This window comes from Streptomyces sp. 2323.1 (assembly GCF_900221035.1).
GTDB classification, from domain to species: domain Bacteria; phylum Actinomycetota; class Actinomycetes; order Streptomycetales; family Streptomycetaceae; genus Streptomyces; species Streptomyces sioyaensis.
The window spans coordinates 1190305-1207201 of record NZ_LT907981.1; the positions used below are offsets into that span (position 1 = coordinate 1190305).

Here is a 16897-nt window from a genome sequence, read left to right on the forward strand (position 1 = left end):
TGCGTCAGCCCGCCGCGTACACGTCCTCGATGTAGCGGCCGGAGGCGGTCAGTTCCCGCAGCCAGGCCTCGGATTCCTGTGCGGAGGCGCCCGTTTGCGCACCGTGCAGCTCCCGGAAGGCCGCCCGGACACCGGGCGCCATCCGGCTGCCGTCGCCGCAGACGTACACCCGCGCGCCGGCCTGCAGCAGCTCCCACACCTCGGCGGCCTCGGCGGCGATCCGGTGCTGGACGAACCGGTGGCCGTGCTCCGGGCGGGCGCTGAAGACGGGCCGCACGGAGATCACCCCGGCGGCTTCGGCGGCGGCGAACTCCGCGACGTGCAGGAAGTCGCCGTCCGGGTCGTCACAGCCGAAGTAGAGCCGGGCGGGCGCCATTTGACCGGCGGCGAGCCGGTCGGCGACGGCGCCGCGGAAGGGCGCGAGGCCGGTGCCCGCCGCGACCAGGATCACCGGGGTGTCGTCGGCCGGATCGAGGCGGAAGGCCTCGCGGCAGGGCTGGACGCGGGCCAGGACGGTGTCGCCGGGCCGCAGCGAGTGCAGGTGGGTCGAGCCGGTGCCGCCGGGCAGTAGCGACACCATCAGGTCGGCGTGCCGGGCATCGGTGGCCGGCGAGGACGACAGCGAGTAGTGCCGGATGCGCAGCGGCGGCAGCAGCTCCAGGACCGTCGGCCAGGGCAGCGCACCGCGCAGCGCGGGGTGCGCCTCGATCAGCTCGATCAGGGTGCGCGGGTCGTCCTCGGCGAGGGTCTCCAGGGCGCGCCGCTCGGGCGGGCACGGGTTGTGCGCGGCGAGCACGGCGACCTGCGCGGGGGTGGGCCGCAGGCCCAGCTCCAGGTGGTGCGTGAGGAGTTGACGTACCGTCACGGGGCGGTCGACGGGCAGGGTGTCCCGGGCAGCGCGGCCGGCCGTGTGCAGTGCGAGAACGGTCTCCGGGTCCGCACCGAGGGCCCGGGCGGCGCGCTCGACGGCGGCCGGGGCGTTGGCCGGCAGCACGGCGAGGTGGTCCGCGGTGCGGTAGCCGACGCCGTCCGGCAGCGCGATCCGCAGGAAGCGCTTGGGCCGGGGCCAGTCCTCGGCGGTCAGGTCGTAGGCCTCGGTGACGGTCATCGGGACCAGGTCGTGGCGGGCGGCGAGCGCGTCCAGCGGGCCGCCGGTGATCTCGGTGACGGTGTAGCCGGTGTCCTCCGCCGCCGGCCGGGCGGCGCCGACGGTGGCCGGGTCGCCGTAGCGGGTCAGCAGTTCGGTGCGCAGCGCCGCGGTGAACTCCTTGACGGTGCCGCCCAGGTCGCCGGAGGCGTCGGCCTCGGCGCGCGGCAGCAGCCGGTGTGCGCCGAGGGCGTCCAGCCGGTCGTCGATGAGGGTCGGTATGTGCTGGTAGGTGGCGGCCCAGTTGCGGTCGCCGACGCCGAGGACGGCGAACGGGACGGCGGCCGCGGCGCCGTCCGGCGCGGTGTTCAGCCACTGCACGAAGGCCGCCGCGTCATCGGTGGGCCGGCCGTTGTAGGAGGCGGCCACGATGACGACGGGCCGGTCGGCGGGCAGCGCGCCGGCGGCGGCGGCCAGCGGCGCCACGTCGGGGGCGAAGCCCAGCCCGGTGGCCTCGTCGGCGAGCCGCTCGGCGAATTCGCGGCAGGTGCCGTAGTTGCTGCCGTGCAGCACCAGCAGGCCGGTGCCCTGGGGGACGCGGGTCGGCAGCCCGTCGTCGGTCGCGGCGCCGCCCTCGGTGTCCGTGCCGCCGCCCGGGAGGACGGCCAGCGCGGTGCGGACCGCGGCCCGGTCGGCGGGCGTACGGGCGGCCAGGGTCAGCGTGAACCCGTCCGGCTTGAGGGTGAGCGTCTCCTTGATGCGCAGCCGGTAGTCGGCGTGGTCGATGAGCCGGTAGCGGTGCGCGAGCAGGGCGAGCAGCATGGTCGCCTCGTGCAGCGCGAACTGCCGCCCGATGCAGGCGCGTTCACCGGTGCCGAACGGCTTGTACGCGTGCGGGGAGCGGGCCGCCTCGGCCTCCGGGCTGAAGCGGGAGGGGTCGAACAGCTCGGGGTTGTCGCCCCAGGCCGGGTCGCGGTGCAGCATCGGGGTGAGCACGGTGACCAGCTCGCCCGCCTGCACCGGGTAGCGGCCGCCGAGCAGGGTGTCCTCGCGCGCCTGGCGGGTGAAGGCGGCGGCGGTGGGCCACAGCCGCAGCGCCTCGTTGAGCACCTGACGGGTGAACGGCAGCCGGCCGATGTCCTCGAACGACGGGTCGGGGTCGGCCTGGTCGCCCCACAGTTCATCGGCCTCGCGCTGGACCATGCGCAGCGCCAGCGGGTCCTTGAGCAGGTGGTAGAGGGCGAAGGAGAGCGCGCCCGAGGTGGTCTCGTGGCCCGCGATCAGGAAGGTGATGACCTGGTTGCGGATATTGGCGAGGTCGAGGGTGGGGCCGTCCGCCGCTGCCGCGTCCCCCAGGTCCCGGGCGCCGAGCATCAGGCCCAGCAGATCGTCGTCGCCGGACTCGCCGCCCGCCGTCCGGGCGGCGATGACCTCGTCGACCACGGACGCGAGGTAGTCCGCGTCGGCCCGGAACGCCGCATCCGCCGCGGAGTGGTCGGCAGCGGGATCCCGGGAGAACTTCGTCATGCTCCATTCCAGGCAGCGCACCATCGCCTCGACGAACGGATGCGGGGTGTCGCCGCGGGAGAACGACTCGAAGTCGAAGCCGAAGCCGGCCAGCCCGATGGTGTCCAGCGTCATCCGGGTCATGTCCTCGGCGACCTGGACGGGCGTGCCGTCGGCCACCCGGCGGTCCCAGGACGCCATGACCCGGCGGGCCACCTTGAGCATCGCCGGATGGTACGTACGCATCGAGCCGAGCGCGAACGCCGGCATCAGGACCTCGTGCGCCTTGGCCCAGTTCGGCTCGTCGTTGTACGCGGTGAACAGACCGTCACCCGCGAACTCCCGGACGTTCTCCAGCACGACCGACACCCCCTTGCGGAAGCGGGATTCGTCGGCGACCTCGGTGACCAGGTCGAGCGAGGAGACGAACAGCGTCCGGTGCTCGCCGAACTTGCGCGCGTAGACCGGGCCGTGGATCCGGGCCAGGCCCATGGACTGCTGGATGGGCGTATGCGTGAGCCCGGCCTCGGTGAGGTCGGCCACCGGAACGCCGTCATCGGCGGCGCGTTCGGCACTGTGGAGCGCGATGGTGTCGGTCATGACTCCAGCGTGCAGGCCCCCACGCTCAGGACGAAGCCGGACCACTGCATGATTGTGCAGTGGTTTTCCGCCACTCGCTCTTGCGCACGGACCGGAAAGAGAGGCAATGGACAACGAGACCGCCGACGGGACGCCGGACGCCGGGGACACCGGCAATCCGCTCTGTGCGCACGGCTATCCCGATCCGGCCGGTCCTTACGCGGGCGGCCCCTGGCGCAACTACTTCCTGATCCTGCTGGACCGCATCCCCACGCCGATCGCGGTGTGCAAGGCCGACGGTGAGGTGCTGATCGCCAATCCGGCCATGGCCACCGAGTGGGGCGCGGCCCCGGGACAGCTGCGCGGCCGCAATCTGCTGGACCTCTTCGAGCCCCGGGCGAAGGCACAGCTCGACCGGCTCACCGAGGCCCTGCGGCTGGGGCGCCGGTCACGCTATCCGGTCGAGGTGCGCTGGCCCGTCGGCCCGGAGGGCACCGAGAGGGAAGGGGAGCTGACGATCGATCCGGTCGGCGATCCCTCGGTGCACCCGCCCGCGCTGCTGGCGCTGCTGCGGGTGCGCGAGACCGCCCCGCCGCCCGCGCCGCGCGGCTCGGCCAGCCCGGTGGAGACGCAGATCCTGGCGCTGGCCGCGGGCGGCGCGACCACGGCGTCGATCGGGACGGCGCTGGGGCTGACCGTCGACGGGGTGAACTACCACCTCACCCGGCTGGCCCGCCGCTGGCGGGTCCAGGGCCGTAACGCGCTGGTCGCCAGGGCGTACGTGCTGGGCGTGCTGTCGCCGGACAGCTGGCCGCCGGCACCCGCCTGACCGGCCGGCCGGGGCGGACCGCGGGGCCTGCCCCCCTGCCCGCCGACCGGGCAGCACACCTGTACGGATAACCTCCGTCGTGTGGACGAGAACACAGCCGCGCAGTTCGAGCGCGGAACGGACGGCCCGAAGGTCATCGTCGTGGGCATCGACGGCTCCGACTCGTCGTGGCGCGCCGCGGCCTATGCGGCGGGACTGGCCCGGCGTCAGTCCTCGAAGCTCGCCCTGGTCTACGTCCAGCCGGTGCTGCCCGCCGGAGCGGCGATGGGGGCGCCGGTCGCCGATGCCACGGACGAGGTGGCCGAGGAGCTGATGACCGAGATCCGCCGGGCGACCGAGCGGCTGGCGGGGCTGTACCACCTGCGCTGGGAGTTCCACACGCTGCGTGGCGACCCGTACAACGGGATGGTGCAGATGGCCGACGAGCTCACGGCCGACGCGGTGGTCGTCGGCGCCTCGGAGTCGGCCGGGCACCGCATCATGGGCTCGGTCGCGGTACGCCTGGTCAAGGCCGGGCGCTGGCCGGTCACCGTCGTCCCCTAGGACAGGTCCGCAACGTCCCGACCGGCCCCCGCTCCGCTGGTGGGCCCGGGCACCCTGAGGCACGGTGGACAGTGGACGGGCGGAGCGCCGCCCCGGCGAGGGAGACCACCGTGACCGACCGCACGTATCGCGTGACCGAGATCGTCGGAACGTCCCAGCAGAGCATGGACGCCGCGGTCAAAAATGGCATCAAGCGCGCCTCGGAGACCCTGCGCAACCTCGACTGGTTCGAGATCACCCAGGTCCGCGGGCATATCGTCGACGGCGCGATCGATCACTACCAGGTCGGTCTGAAGGTCGGCTTCCGCCTGGAGGAGCCCGAATAACACTCCTCCCGTGTACGACTCCCGGCGAGTCCCGCAGGACTACGCCCTATCCGGTGGAGTCGCCTTCCTAAGACGCCCCCGAGGGTCCATGATGAGCCGCCGTCGGACCACAACGGAGCGACGGAGGGATGAGGCATGGGGCTGCGCGCGGGACAGGGCGTACTGCGCCGTAAACCGATTGAACACATTGAAGAGGCGGAAGGCAGCGCGAGTCAGCAGCTCACCCGGGCGCTCGGCCTGTGGCAGCTGACGGCCATCGGGGTCGGCGGCATCATCGGCGCGGGCATCTTCACCCTGGCCGGCACCGTCGCGAACGGCAAGGCCGGCCCCGCCGTGGTGATCTCCTTCCTGATCGCCGGCGTCGCGAGCGCCGCGGCGGCCTTCTCCTACGCCGAGTTCGCCGGGCTGATCCCGAAGGCGGGCTCGGCCTACACCTATGGCTATGCGGTCCTCGGCGAGGTGGCGGGCTGGTTCATCGGCTGGGACCTGCTGCTGGAGTACACCGCGATCGTGGCGGTGGTCGCGATCGGCATCTCCGGCTATTTCGGCTTTCTCCTCGGCGAGCTGGGCCTCAATCTGCCCTCCTGGATGCTGGGGGCGCCGGGCACCGGTCCGGGGCACCGGGTGGACCTCTTCGCGGCGGTACTGTGTCTGCTGATCGCCTATCTGCTGACCCTGGGCATCAAGAACGCCGCGCGCTTCGAGACGGTCGTGGTGGGCCTGAAGGTCCTGGTCGTCATCGTGGTGATCGCGGTCGGCTTCTTCCACATCAACACCGCGAACTACACCCCGTTCTTCCCGTTCGGGGTGACCGGCGCCTTCACCGGCGCGGCCACCGTCTTCTTCGCGGTCTTCGGCTATGACGCGATGAGCACGGCGGCCGAGGAGTCCAAGGACGCCCAGCGCCACATGCCGAAGGCGATCATGTACTCGCTGGCCATCTCGATGGTGCTGTACGTCCTGGCCTGCCTGGTCCTGACGGGGATGCAGAACTACAAGCACATCGACCCGGAAAGCGGGTTCTCCTCGGCCTTCAAGTCGGTGGGCCTGAGCAGCCTGGCGGACGTCATCGCGGTCGGCGCGATCATCGGCATTCTGACCGTCATGTTCACCTTCATGCTCGGGGTGACCCGGGTGTGGTTCTCGATGAGCCGGGACGGGCTGCTGCCGAAGTGGTTCGCCAAGACCAGCCCCAAGCACCATGTGCCGACCCGGGTGACCTGGATCGTCGGCTTCGCCTCCGCGGCCATCGCGGGCTTCCTGCCGATCGGGGAGGCCGCCGAGCTGACGAACATCGGCATCCTGCTCGCGTTCGTGGTGGTCTGCATCGCGGTCATCGTGCTCCGCTACAAGCACCCCGAACTGCCCCGGACGTTCCGTACCCCCGGGATGCCGGTGGTGCCGGCGATCGGGGTGTGCTTCTCGATCTGGCTGATCACGTTCCTGGCGTGGCAGACCTGGGTCCGCTTCGTGGTGTGGTTCCTGGTCGGCATGGTCATCTACTTCTCGTACTCCTACCGCCGTTCGAACCTGGCGCGGGCCGAGGGGCAGAACGCCTCCGGGGCGGACGAAGGCGGGACACCGTAAGCGCCACGGCCGCTGGCCTAGGCGCCGGCACACGACGGGGACCGGCGGACACCAGCCGCCGGTCCCCGCCTGCGGTCAGAAGACGAACGGCCCCGGCGACTGCCGGGAGGTGGCCTTGCAGGTGGCCGTGATGCCCAGCACCACGACCTTCAGGGAGGTGGCCTCCAGGCTGTCCCCGGGGGCGACCGTGCCGGTGAGGGGGCCGGTGGAGACCTCGCTGCCGGCCGGGATCGCCGGGTTGGAACTGCCCTTGAACTGCGTGGTCCCCGAGCCGTTCTTGGTGAGCGTGAGGGTGGAGGTGACCGAGTTCGCGCCGATGTTTATCGGTGAGCTGATCGCCTTGGTGGCCAGGCTGATGGTCGCGGCCGTGCCGTTCTGGGTCGCGGTCAGCGTCGCCGTACCGGAGCCGTACCAGCCGCAGTCGAACGTGAGGGTCGCGGTGCCGGGTGTCACCGCGGTGGCGGCGGGCGCCATGGCGAGCGTGCCCGCCGTGGCGAGCGCGACGCCGAGCGCCGTACCGAAGCCGAGTCTGCCGGGTCTGAGGTGTCTCATGGGGGTACCGCCTTCATGAGGGGGGTGCGGGTCCATGGCACCGGCCGTCGAGGGGTACGCGAGGGAACGGCAGGCAGCCACGCGGGGGCCTCGGCCGGACCCCGTGCCGACCACACCGCCATGATCTGACGATAGGTCAGCAACCCGTATATCGCTGCCCATTGAGGCACGCACCCCTGAAGAGAGCAAGGCAAGCACCGCATGATTTTCGGCTGCGTGGCCTGCGCCTCGCGGCCGGCGTACCGCTTCTCGCCCGTCGCGCCGCGTCGCCGCCAGGGCCGTACCGGCAGCCCGTCCGGGTTCTGGGTACACCGGAGTTACTCGCACCCGCCCTCTTGACGCGCACCTGACCGGCACCAAGAATGAGCGCGCTCTGACAACGTTGTCGAACTCCGGGTGCGGACCTTCCCGTGTGCCCGGCGGCTGTGCGGCGACAACCCGACCCGGAGGTCCCCATCCATGCCATGGCTCAGTCGTACCCGGCTGCGTACCGCGGGCGCGGTGCTGGCGGCCGCGCTCCTCGGGGGTGCGCTCACGGCACCCGCCGCGCAGGCCGAGCCGGCCACCGGCCCGCTCACCGACCTGGTCAACCCGTTCATCGGCACCCGGAACGACGGCAACACCTACCCGGGTGCCGCCGTCCCGTTCGGCATGGTGCAACTCTCCCCCGACACCGGCCACTACGCCGGCTACAGCTACGACGACGACCACATCCGCGGCTTCAGCGCGGTGCACCTCTCCGGTGTCGGCTGCGGGATCGGCGGTGATCTGCCGGTGCTGCCCACCACGGGCGACCTCACCGAGACCGACAATGCGAAGTACGCGGCCGCCTACGGACATGACGACGAGTCGGCCCGCCCCGGCTACTACCGCGTCGGCCTGACGTCCTACGGCGGGATCACCGCCGAACTGACCGCCACCGCACACACCGGCAAGCAGCGCTACACCTTCCCGGCCACGGACAAGGCCAATGTGCTGCTCAATACGGGGCAGTCACTGCACAAGACGGTCTCCACACGGGTCGAGGTGCTCGACTCCCGCACCATCCGCACCGCGATCACCGGCCGCGGCTTCTGCCAGGACAGCAAGCCGTACACCGTCTACACCCTCACCCGCTTCGACCGGCCCTTCGCGTCGTACGGGACCTGGGAAGGCGACAAGGTGACGGCCGGCTCCACGGGGTCCACCGCCACCGGCCGGCACGGGGCCTACGCCCGCTTCGACACCCGCACCGACCGGACCGTCGAGGCGACCACCGCGATCAGCTATGTGGACGCGGCGGGCGCGGCCCGCAATCTGCGTACCGAGGGCGGCCGTTCCTTCGACCGGACGAAGGCCGCGGCCGACTCCGCCTGGGAGCAGCGGCTGGCGCTGGTGCAGGCGCGGGGCGGCGGCACGGCACTGCGTCGCACCTTCTACTCCTCGCTGTACCGGTCCTTCCTCGCGCCGAACATCGGCAGTGACGTGGACGGCCGCTACACCGGGTGGGACCAGCACATCCACCGGGCCGACGGCTTCACGTACTACCAGAACTGGTCGCTGTGGGACACCTATCGCACCCAGGCACAGCTGCTGGCGCTGCTGGCGCCGGGTGAGTCCCGCGATATGGCGTTGTCGATGCTGCGGATCGACAAGGAGGGCGGCTGGCTGCCCAAGTGGGGCTACGGCACGGTCGAAACCAACATCATGACCGGCGATCCGGTCACGCCGTTCCTCACCAACGCCTACCAGCAGGGCCTGTTGCAGGGTCATGAGGAGGAGGCGTACGCGGCGCTGAAGAAGAACGCCGACGGGGTGCCGCCGGCCGACTCCCCGGCCGTCGGTCGGGAGGCCAATGCGCAGTATCTGAAGAACGGCTTCGTGCCGTACCTCAAGGGCCACTCCCCGCATCCCAAGGCCGGCGACTCCGACTTCGCCCAGGGCGCCTCGGCGACCCTCGAATACGCCCTGTCGGACGCCATGCTGGCCCAGATGGCGCGCGATCTGGGCCACGGCGGGGACGCCGACCGCTATGCGGCCCGCGCCTGGAACTACCGCAACCTCTTCGACAGTTCGACCGGCTTCTTCCGGGCCCGCGACGGGCAGGGCGCCTTCACCGGCCCCGCCGACCCGGCCAAGAGCGAGGGCTTCCACGAGGGCACGGCCTGGCAGTACCAGTGGCTGGTGCCGCAGGACCTGCCCGGGATGGTGGAACTCATCGGCGGCAAGGACAAGGCCGATGCGCGCCTCGACTCGTTCTTCGCCTACCCGAATCTGCTGGCGGACCCGGAGAAGACGGCGCGCGAGGTGTGGGTCAACGGCCCGTACGACTACTACAACGCGGACAAGTACAACCCGCAGAACGAGCCCGATCTGATCGCGCCGTACACCTATCTCGCCACCGGCCGCCCCTGGAAGACGACGGATGTGGTGCATGCGGCGCTGACCCTGTTCACCGACGCCCCCACCGGGATGACCGGGAACGACGACCTGGGGACGATGTCGTCGTGGATGGTGCTCTCCTCGATGGGGATCTTCCCGGTGCAGCCCGGCACCGACAGCTGGGGGCTGAGCACCCCGGTCTTCGACCGGGTGGACCTGACGCTGGACCGGCGCTACTACCCGTCCGGACACTTCACCGTCGCGGCTCCCGGTACGTCCTCCGCCAACCGCTACGTACAGTCGGTCAGTCTGGACGGCGCCGACCGCGACCGGACGTACCTCACCACCGATGAGCTGCGCTCGGGCCGTGAACTGGCCTTCACCGTGGGGCCGAAGCCGTCGGGCTGGGGCACCGGCGAGCATGCCGCGCCCCCGCCCGTGGGCGTCTCAGCCGCCCAGCAGCAGCACGGTCGCCAGCGCTGAGATCACCACGGCCGAGACCAGCGCGGTAACGAGCCGTCCCCGTGGGCCGGTCAGCGCCCTGCCGAGCACGGCTCCGCCGGCGGCCAGGAACAGCTGCCAGCTCGCGGAGGCGGTGAGCACGGCCGCCACGAAGGCGGCCGGTCCGGCGAGGCCGGTGTGCAGGGCGCCCGCGCCGCCCGCGAGCACCAGCGCGGAGAAGTAGACCACCGTCCACGGGTTGATCAACGTCAGCCCCAGGAAGGCGGCGTAGGCCCGGGCGGGGCGTCCCAGGACGTCCCGCTCCGGGCCGTCCGGCGTGCCGCGCTGCCGCAGTGCCCGCACGGCGGTCCGTACCGCCATGCCGAGCAGGAGGGCGGCGCCGAGCGAGCGCAGCGGACCCGCGACCGGGGCGACGGCGCGGGAGAGAGCGGCGCCGCCGGCCACCGCGGCCAGCGCGTAGAGCCCGTCGGCACTCGCCACCCCGAGCGCCGCCGCGGCGCCGGTCCGAAACGACGTCCGGGCGGTCAGGCTCACCAGCAGCACGGCCAGCGCGCCGACGGGAACGGCCAGGGCATAACCCGCCCAGAGCCCCGGCAGAACGGCGTCGGTCAGTATCTCGGTCATGCCGTTCAGCGTCGGGCGGGACCACCGTGCGGGTCCATCGGAAATTTCCGTACGACACCGTGTGACAGCGCCGCACGATGGACCGCCTATGCTCCGCGCATGATCGATCCCCGGCTGCAGACCCTGCGTGTCCTGCACGAACTGGGCACCGTCACCGCGACCGCCGAGGCCCTGCATCTGACCCCGTCGACGGTCTCCCAGCAGCTGCGTCAGCTGTCGGCCCGGCTCGGGCTCGGACTCCTGGAGCCGGCGGGCCGCAACGTGCGCCTGACTCCGGCGGCGTTGGCGCTGGTCGAGCACGCCGATGCGCTGTTCCTGCGCTGGGAGGAGGCCCGCGCGGATCTCGCGGAGTACGCGGACGGGGTGGCGGGGCGGTTGCGGATCACGGGGGTGGCGACGGCGATCACGGCGGTGATCGCGCCGGCGGTCGCGCGGCTGCGCGAGGAGCTGCCGCGGCTGGCGGTGGAGATCGGTGAGGACCCGGACGAGAACCGCTTCGAGCTGCTGCTGTCCGGCCGGGCGGACCTCGCCGTGGTCATTCCGGCGCCGGACGGGCCCCCGCACGACGATGCGCGCTTCGTCCAACGGCCGGTCCTGGCGGAGCCGCAGGACCTGCTGGTGCCGGCCGGGCACCGGTTCGCCCGGTGTGCGCCGCAGGGGGTGGCGCTGGCAGAAGCGGGCGGGGAGAGCTGGATCCGCGCCGGTGATCCGGCCGATCAGCATCAGCTGCTGCTGACCGCCTGCGCCAGGGCGGGCTTCACGCCCCGGGTGCGCCACCATGCGGTGGACTGGTACGCGGTCGCGGCCCTGGTCGCGCACGGCTTCGGGATCGCTCTGGTGCCGCGGCTGGCACCCGTGCCGGAGCAGTGCCCGGTTGTGCGGGTGCCGCTGCGCGGGGAGCCGCTCCCCGTCAGGCGGTTCGTGGCGGCCGTCCGGCGCGGAACGGAGGAACAGCCCCCGATCGCCCGCGCGATGGCGGCGCTGTGCGCGGCCGCGGGCGACCGGGAGGTGCAGGGGGTGTGAGCGCAGGCGGGCGGGCGTCAGCCCTGCAGGGCCTGCCAGAACTCGTCGAAGGACATCGTGCCGTCGTGGTCGGTGTCCTTGGCCTTGATGACGGCCTCGGCCATCGGGCCGGTGACGTACGGGTCGCCCATCTCGGCCATCGCGTGCTTGAACTCGTCCGGTGTGACCTGGCCGTCGCCGTCCGCGTCGAACCGGTCGAACGCCGCCCGGGCCTGCTCGATGTCTGCCATGAGAGGGTGCCCCCTTCGTGATGCTGCGCAGTGCTGCGCGGTGCTGTTGCCTGGTGATCTGACCTGCGTACATTAGCGGACCGTCAAGAGGCGTCCGGCCGCGCCCTCTGCCGGGCCAGATAGGGCGCGGTACGGCTGCCCGGCGCCGCCGCCACCTCGGCGGGCGTTCCGGTGGCCACGATCCGGCCACCCTCCGCGCCGCCGCCGGGACCGAGGTCGATGACGTGGTCGGCGCCGACGACCACCCCCATGTCGTGCTCGACGACCACGACGGTGTGCCCGGCGTCGACCAGGCCGTGCAGCTGGCGCAGCAGCACCTCGGTGTCGGCGGGGTGCAGTCCGGTGGTGGGCTCGTCGAGCAGGTAGAGGGTGTGGCCGCGGCGGGTCCGCTGGAGTTCGGAGGCGAGCTTGATGCGCTGGGCCTCGCCGCCGGACAGTTCGGTGGCGGGCTGGCCGAGCCGCAGGTAGCCCAGGCCCACGTCCTGGAGGGTGCGCAGGCTGCGGGCGGCCGCGGGGACGTCGGCCAGGAAGCCGGCCGCGTCGTCCACGGTCATCTCCAGGACGTCGGCGATGGTGCGGTCGCGGTAGGTGATCTGGAGCGTCTCGGGCTGGTAGCGGGCGCCGTGGCAGGTGGTGCAGGGCGCGTAGGTGCCGGGCAGGAAGAGCAGTTCGACGGCGACGAAGCCCTCGCCCTGGCAGGTTTCGCAGCGGCCGGCGGCGACGTTGAAGGAGAACCGTCCGGCGGTGTAACCGCGGGCGCGGGCCTCGTCGGTGGCGGCGAAGACCTTGCGGACCGCGTCGAACAGCCCGGTGTAGGTGGCGAGGTTGGAGCGCGGCGTCCGGCCGATCGGCTTCTGGTCGACGCGCACCAGCCGGTCGATCGCCTCCAGCCCCTCGGCGCCGGTGAGTTCCGCGCGGGCCATCGGGCCGGCGCCGGTGGCCTCGGTGTCGTCCCCGCCGGCCGAGGTCTGCCGGTCGTCGCCGGTGCCGAGGTGGTCGCGTACGGCGTCCGCGAGGACGCGGGTGACCAGCGTGGACTTGCCCGAACCGGAGACGCCGGTGACGGCGGTGAAGACACCGAGCGGGAAGGTGGCGTCCAGACCGCGCAGGTTGTGCAGGGTGATGCCGCGCAGCGCGAGCGCGCCCGAGGGCCGGCGCACCGTGCGCGCGGGGGGCGGTTCGGTGGCGAAGAGGAACCGGCGGGTGGCGGAAGCCGTGGCCTGGGCGAGCCCGGCGACGGGGCCGCTGTGCAGCACCTGTCCGCCGTGTTCCCCGGCGCGCGGGCCGACGTCCACGATCCAGTCGGCGTGGCGCACCACCGCCATGTCGTGCTCGACGACGAACAGCGAGTTGCCCGCTTCCTTGAGCCGGCCCAGCACCGTGAGCAGCGACTCCGTATCGGCGGGGTGCAGCCCGGCGGACGGTTCGTCCAGGACGTAGACGACGCCGAAGAGGCCGGAGCGCAGCTGGGTGGCCAGCCGCAGCCGCTGGAGTTCACCGGCGGACAGGGTGGGCGCGGGCCGGTCCATGCTGAGGTAGCCCAGCCCGAGTTCGGTGAGCACCTCGATCCGGGCCACCAGGTCGCGGGCCAGGGTCGGGGCCACCTCGTCGTCCGCCCGCCCGGCGGTGGGCCGCAGCAGTTCGGCCAGCGCGCTCAGCGGCTGCCCGGCGAGGGTGGCGATGTCGTGCCCCTCGAAGGTGACGGCCAGGGACTCGGGGCGCAGCCGCCGTCCGTGGCACACCGGGCAGGGCTCGGCGACCATGAACCCCTGGACGCGCCCGCGCAGCGTCTCGCTCTTGGAGTCGGCGAAGGTGTGCAGCACATAGCGTCGGGCGCTCATGTACTGGCCCTTGTAGGGGCGCTGGATCCGGCCGACGTCGCGGACCGGGTGCACGGTGACGACGGGCTGCTCGTCGGTGAACAGGATCCAGTCGCGGTCGGCCTGCGGCAGCTCCCGCCAGGGCCGGTCGATGTCGTACCCGAGCGCGGCGAGGATGTCGCGGAGGTTCTTGCCCTGCCAGGCGCCCGGCCAGGCAGCGATGGCGCCCTCGCGGACGGAGAGCGACGGGTCGGGGACCAGGGACTCCTCGGTGACGCGGTGGACGGTGCCCAGACCGTGGCACTCCGGGCAGGCGCCGGCCGCGGTGTTGGGCGAGAAGGCGTCGGAGTCCAGCCGCTCCGCGCCCTGCGGGTAGTCGCCAGCGCGGGAGAAGAGTATGCGCAGGGTGTTGGACAGGGTGGTGACGGTGCCGACCGAGGAGCGGGAGGTGGGCGCGGAGCGCCGCTGTTCCAGCGCGACGGCGGGCGGCAGTCCGGTGATGTCCTCGACCTTGGGCGCCCCGACCTGGTGGATCAGCCGCCGGGCGTAGGGGGCCACCGACTCGAAGTAGCGGCGCTGCGCCTCGGCGTAGAGGGTGCCGAACGCGAGGGAGGACTTGCCCGATCCGGACACCCCGGTGAACGCGACCAGCGCGTCCCTCGGGATGTCCACATCGACGCTGCGGAGGTTGTGCTCACGGGCGCCGCGCACCCGTACGTACGAGTCGGTCATCCCCCCATGATCGGGCACCGTCAGGGCGTGTCCGGGCCGGACGCGAGGGCGGCGCGGATCTGCTCGCGGGCCTCGTCCCAGGCGAGCGGGGTGGCGACGACCGCACGCAGCGCGCGCAGCCGGCGGGGCGGGAGCCCGGCGGCGAGCACGCCGACCGCGCTGCCGTCCCGGCCGTAGAGCGCGACGGCCCGTCGCTGCGCCCGGTCCAGGACGGTGGTCTCGATGCGGTCGGCGCCCGCGGTGAGTCCGTACGCCTGGATCTTGAGGTCGTACTGGTCGGACCAGAAATACGGCACGGGGGCGAAGGGGCGGCGTTCCTGCGCCGGGGTGGCGTCCCCGTCCGCGGCGGCGGGGGCCTCGGTGGCGAGTTCGGCCAGGAGGTTGCGGGCGGCGGCCATGCCCTGTTCGGTGGCGTTCATCCGGTGCTCGAAGCGCAGCGGACGACCGTGCTGCGGATGGTCCCAGCGCGCCACGTCACCCGCCGCGTAGATGCCGGGCGCTGCGGCGCAGTACGCGTCGCAGCGCAGCCCGTCGGTGGTGTCCAGCGCCGGGTCGGCCAGCCACTCGACGGCGGGCCGGGAGCCGATCGCCAGCAGCACGAGGTCGGCGGGCAGTCGGCTGCCTCCCCCTCCCCCGGCGGCTACGCCCCCACTGCCGGGCGGACCCCCACTGGCTTTGCCCTCACTGGCGGGGGTGCCCCCATTGGCCAGGCGGACGGCGGTGACCTGCCCGCCGCCCGTTCCCGACGGGTTCGCGGGGGCCGTCTCGAACCCGTCCACCGCCCCGGTGCGCAGCTGGACGCCGCGGGCGCGGTGCTCCTCGGCGAGCAGCGCACCGACCTCCGCGCCGACGGCCGCGGCCATCGGTATCTCCTCGATGCCCACGAGGGTGACCTCGTGCCCCAACTCCCGTGCCACCGCGGCCGCTTCGCAGCCCAGTACGCCGTTTCCGACGATCACCAGGCGCCGCCCGTCGCCGGCCAGCAGGCCGCGCAGGGTCAGCGCGTCGTCCAGGGTGCGCAGGGTGTGCACACCGGCGATGCCCTCGGCACCGGGCAGCGAGCGGGCCGCGACACCGGTCGCGATGATCACGCCGGCGCAGGCGAGCCGTTCCCCGCCGTCGAGGGTGAGGGTGCGGGTGGCCACGTCGAGGCCGGTGGCGCGGGTGCCGAGCCGTAGGTCCAGGTCGAGCGGGTCGAGCTGGTCCTTGGTGCGCAGCAGCAGCTTCTCCGGCTCCCAGGCGCCGTGCAGCAGCTGCTTGGACAACGGCGGCCGGTCGTACGGGAGGTGGGGTTCGTCGCCGATGAGGGTGAGCGGTCCGCGCCAGCCGAAGCGCCGCAGCGCCTCGGCCGCGGCGAGCCCGGCCGCCGAGGCGCCGACGACGGCGATCGGCCGGGCGGTCATGCGCGGACCTCGGTGACGGGGGCCGGGGGGCGGGGGTCGGCGCGGACTGCGTCCGGCCGCTGGGCGGGCGGTGCGGCGGCGGGCGGCACTACCACCCCGTCCTCGTCGCGCCGGTCGAAGGCCGCGGGGGCGATCGGCACGCGCCGGACGTCGGCGCGGCCCGGGTCGGCAGCAAGGGTGATTTTCATGACGGAAGGCTCCATGGGGCTGTCGGAGTGTGCAGGGCCGGGCGGACCGGTCCACCACCACGATCACCCGGCGGCGGGGCCGGTGTCACCAGGTCATTTTCCACTCATCCGGCGCCAGATCATTTCCCGCCCATTCCGGCGCCGACGCCGTGATCGAGGGGGCCGGCCGGGAATACCGCCTGCGCCTGCCGCGTTGAGGCCCCGAAGGGGCGCCGGTACCCCCTACGGGATCTGTTCGGCCTCCCCCTACGGCCCATCCCCCTTGCAGCCCCTGCACCCCTTGCGACTTACAGCCCGGTCATCGCCCACCCCTCAGCCCGTCGGCCGCCGCGCCGCGGCTCAGCACCGCCTTGGCGATCTTCTTGCGGGCCCGGCCGTGGCCACCGGTCCGGGCGAGATTACGCACCCGCACCCGCGCCGCCTGCTCGGCAAGCTGGGGGAGGTACTCGGCCCTGACGACCCGCCAGCGCCCGCCGGCCCGGCGCGGCGGGGCGAACCGGAAGCGGGCGATGCTGCCCCAGGTGCCGCGCGGCCTCTTCGTGGCGCCGGTGATCTGGTCACCGAGCCCGTAGACGGCCCAGGTGCCGTGGACCTTCTCGTACGGCTGCGGGGTGTGCGCCCGGGTGCCGACGATCAGGTCGATGTCGGGCCGCCCATGGGTCGTCGAGGCGGTGAGCGCACGGGCCAGCGCGAGCTGCCGGCCGTCGGGGGCCGTTCGGTGTGCCGCGCCCCAGTACGGGCTGACGACCACGACGCCGGCGCCGGCCCGGCGGGCCGTCCGGGCATCGTCGATGACCCGTCTCGCGTCGAGCGGATCGACCGCCCAAGGCGCGGACGCCGGGCGGCGGGCGCCCCCGGTACCGTCGGTGTACGCGAGCTGGGCCACCCGTGCGCCGCCGGGGGCCCGCAGCAGCGCCGGGCTGCCGCGCTCGGCCGCGTCGCGCGCCGAGCCGGCGTGCCGCAGCCCGACGGTGTCCAGCGCGGAGGCTCCGGCGGGCTGCGGGCTGCGGGCTGCGGGCTGCGGGCTGCGGGCTGCGGGCTGCGG

Annotated in this window: 14 protein-coding genes; 6 read left to right on the plus strand and 8 right to left on the minus strand. The window is 73.0% G+C overall.

The window, feature by feature from the left end; genetic code table 11:
* Window positions 1-4: 4 nt before the first annotated feature.
* On the minus strand, window positions 5-3193 hold the full coding sequence (locus CPH93_RS04520; protein ID WP_096212026.1) for a cytochrome P450: 3189 nt from the start codon (window positions 3191-3193) through the stop codon (window positions 5-7).
* A gap of 106 nt (window positions 3194-3299) precedes the next feature.
* Here CPH93_RS04520 and CPH93_RS04525 point away from each other — a divergent pair, with 106 nt between their 5' ends.
* The 4 genes from CPH93_RS04525 (at window position 3300) to CPH93_RS04540 (ending at window position 6457) form a co-directional block, all read left to right on the plus strand.
* A complete protein-coding gene (locus CPH93_RS04525) occupies window positions 3300-4001 on the plus strand; it encodes a PAS domain-containing protein (RefSeq protein ID WP_093486885.1) in 702 nt (233 codons plus the stop codon).
* Between the two features lie 81 nt (window positions 4002-4082).
* A complete protein-coding gene (locus CPH93_RS04530; RefSeq protein WP_093486883.1) occupies window positions 4083-4544 on the plus strand; it encodes a universal stress protein in 462 nt (153 codons plus the stop codon).
* 110 nt (window positions 4545-4654) lie between these two features.
* Entirely contained in the window at window positions 4655-4870 is a 216-nt protein-coding gene (locus CPH93_RS04535; protein ID WP_093486881.1) for a dodecin, read from the plus strand.
* 135 nt (window positions 4871-5005) lie between these two features.
* Window positions 5006-6457 carry an amino acid permease gene (locus tag CPH93_RS04540; RefSeq protein WP_093486879.1) on the plus strand — a complete coding sequence of 484 codons (1452 nt, stop codon included), beginning with the start codon at window positions 5006-5008 and terminating at the stop codon, window positions 6455-6457.
* Between the two features lie 75 nt (window positions 6458-6532).
* On the opposite strand, the gene CPH93_RS04545 is transcribed toward CPH93_RS04540, so the two are convergent.
* On the minus strand, window positions 6533-7009 hold the full coding sequence (locus tag CPH93_RS04545; protein WP_093486877.1) for a hypothetical protein: 477 nt from the start codon (window positions 7007-7009) through the stop codon (window positions 6533-6535).
* A 459-nt stretch (window positions 7010-7468) separates the two neighbouring features.
* Here CPH93_RS04545 and CPH93_RS04550 point away from each other — a divergent pair, with 459 nt between their 5' ends.
* Window positions 7469-9853, plus strand: coding sequence for a GH92 family glycosyl hydrolase (locus CPH93_RS04550; protein ID WP_096212027.1), 2385 nt, complete (start codon window positions 7469-7471; stop codon window positions 9851-9853).
* On the opposite strand, the gene CPH93_RS04555 is transcribed toward CPH93_RS04550, so the two are convergent.
* Entirely contained in the window at window positions 9818-10456 is a 639-nt protein-coding gene (locus CPH93_RS04555) for a LysE family transporter (protein WP_096212028.1), read from the minus strand. The genes CPH93_RS04550 and CPH93_RS04555 overlap by 36 nt on opposite strands.
* Before the next feature lie 99 nt (window positions 10457-10555).
* Here CPH93_RS04555 and CPH93_RS04560 point away from each other — a divergent pair, with 99 nt between their 5' ends.
* On the plus strand, window positions 10556-11479 hold the full coding sequence (locus CPH93_RS04560) for a LysR family transcriptional regulator (RefSeq protein WP_096212029.1): 924 nt from the start codon (window positions 10556-10558) through the stop codon (window positions 11477-11479).
* 17 nt (window positions 11480-11496) lie between these two features.
* Here CPH93_RS04560 and CPH93_RS04565 read toward each other — a convergent pair whose 3' ends face one another.
* The 5 genes from CPH93_RS04565 to CPH93_RS04585 all read right to left on the minus strand — a co-directional run bounded on the left by CPH93_RS04565 (window position 11497) and on the right by CPH93_RS04585 (window position 16831).
* Entirely contained in the window at window positions 11497-11709 is a 213-nt protein-coding gene (locus CPH93_RS04565; RefSeq protein WP_096212030.1) for an EF-hand domain-containing protein, read from the minus strand.
* 83 nt (window positions 11710-11792) lie between these two features.
* Window positions 11793-14261, minus strand: coding sequence for an excinuclease ABC subunit UvrA (uvrA, locus tag CPH93_RS04570; RefSeq protein WP_096212031.1), 2469 nt, complete (start codon window positions 14259-14261; stop codon window positions 11793-11795).
* Between the two features lie 20 nt (window positions 14262-14281).
* Window positions 14282-15664 carry an NAD(P)/FAD-dependent oxidoreductase gene (locus CPH93_RS04575; protein WP_096212032.1) on the minus strand — a complete coding sequence of 461 codons (1383 nt, stop codon included), beginning with the start codon at window positions 15662-15664 and terminating at the stop codon, window positions 14282-14284.
* The gene (locus tag CPH93_RS04580; RefSeq protein WP_096212033.1) at window positions 15661-15852 is read right to left on the minus strand and encodes a ferredoxin; all 192 of its coding nucleotides are present in this window, start codon (window positions 15850-15852) and stop codon (window positions 15661-15663) included. The genes CPH93_RS04575 and CPH93_RS04580 overlap by 4 nt, the downstream gene beginning before the upstream one ends.
* Window positions 15853-16150: 298 nt before the next feature.
* Window positions 16151-16831 (minus strand): CapA family protein, encoded by a 681-nt coding sequence (locus CPH93_RS04585; protein ID WP_331716994.1) that lies wholly within the window; start codon window positions 16829-16831, stop codon window positions 16151-16153.
* Window positions 16832-16897: the final 66 nt, after the last annotated feature.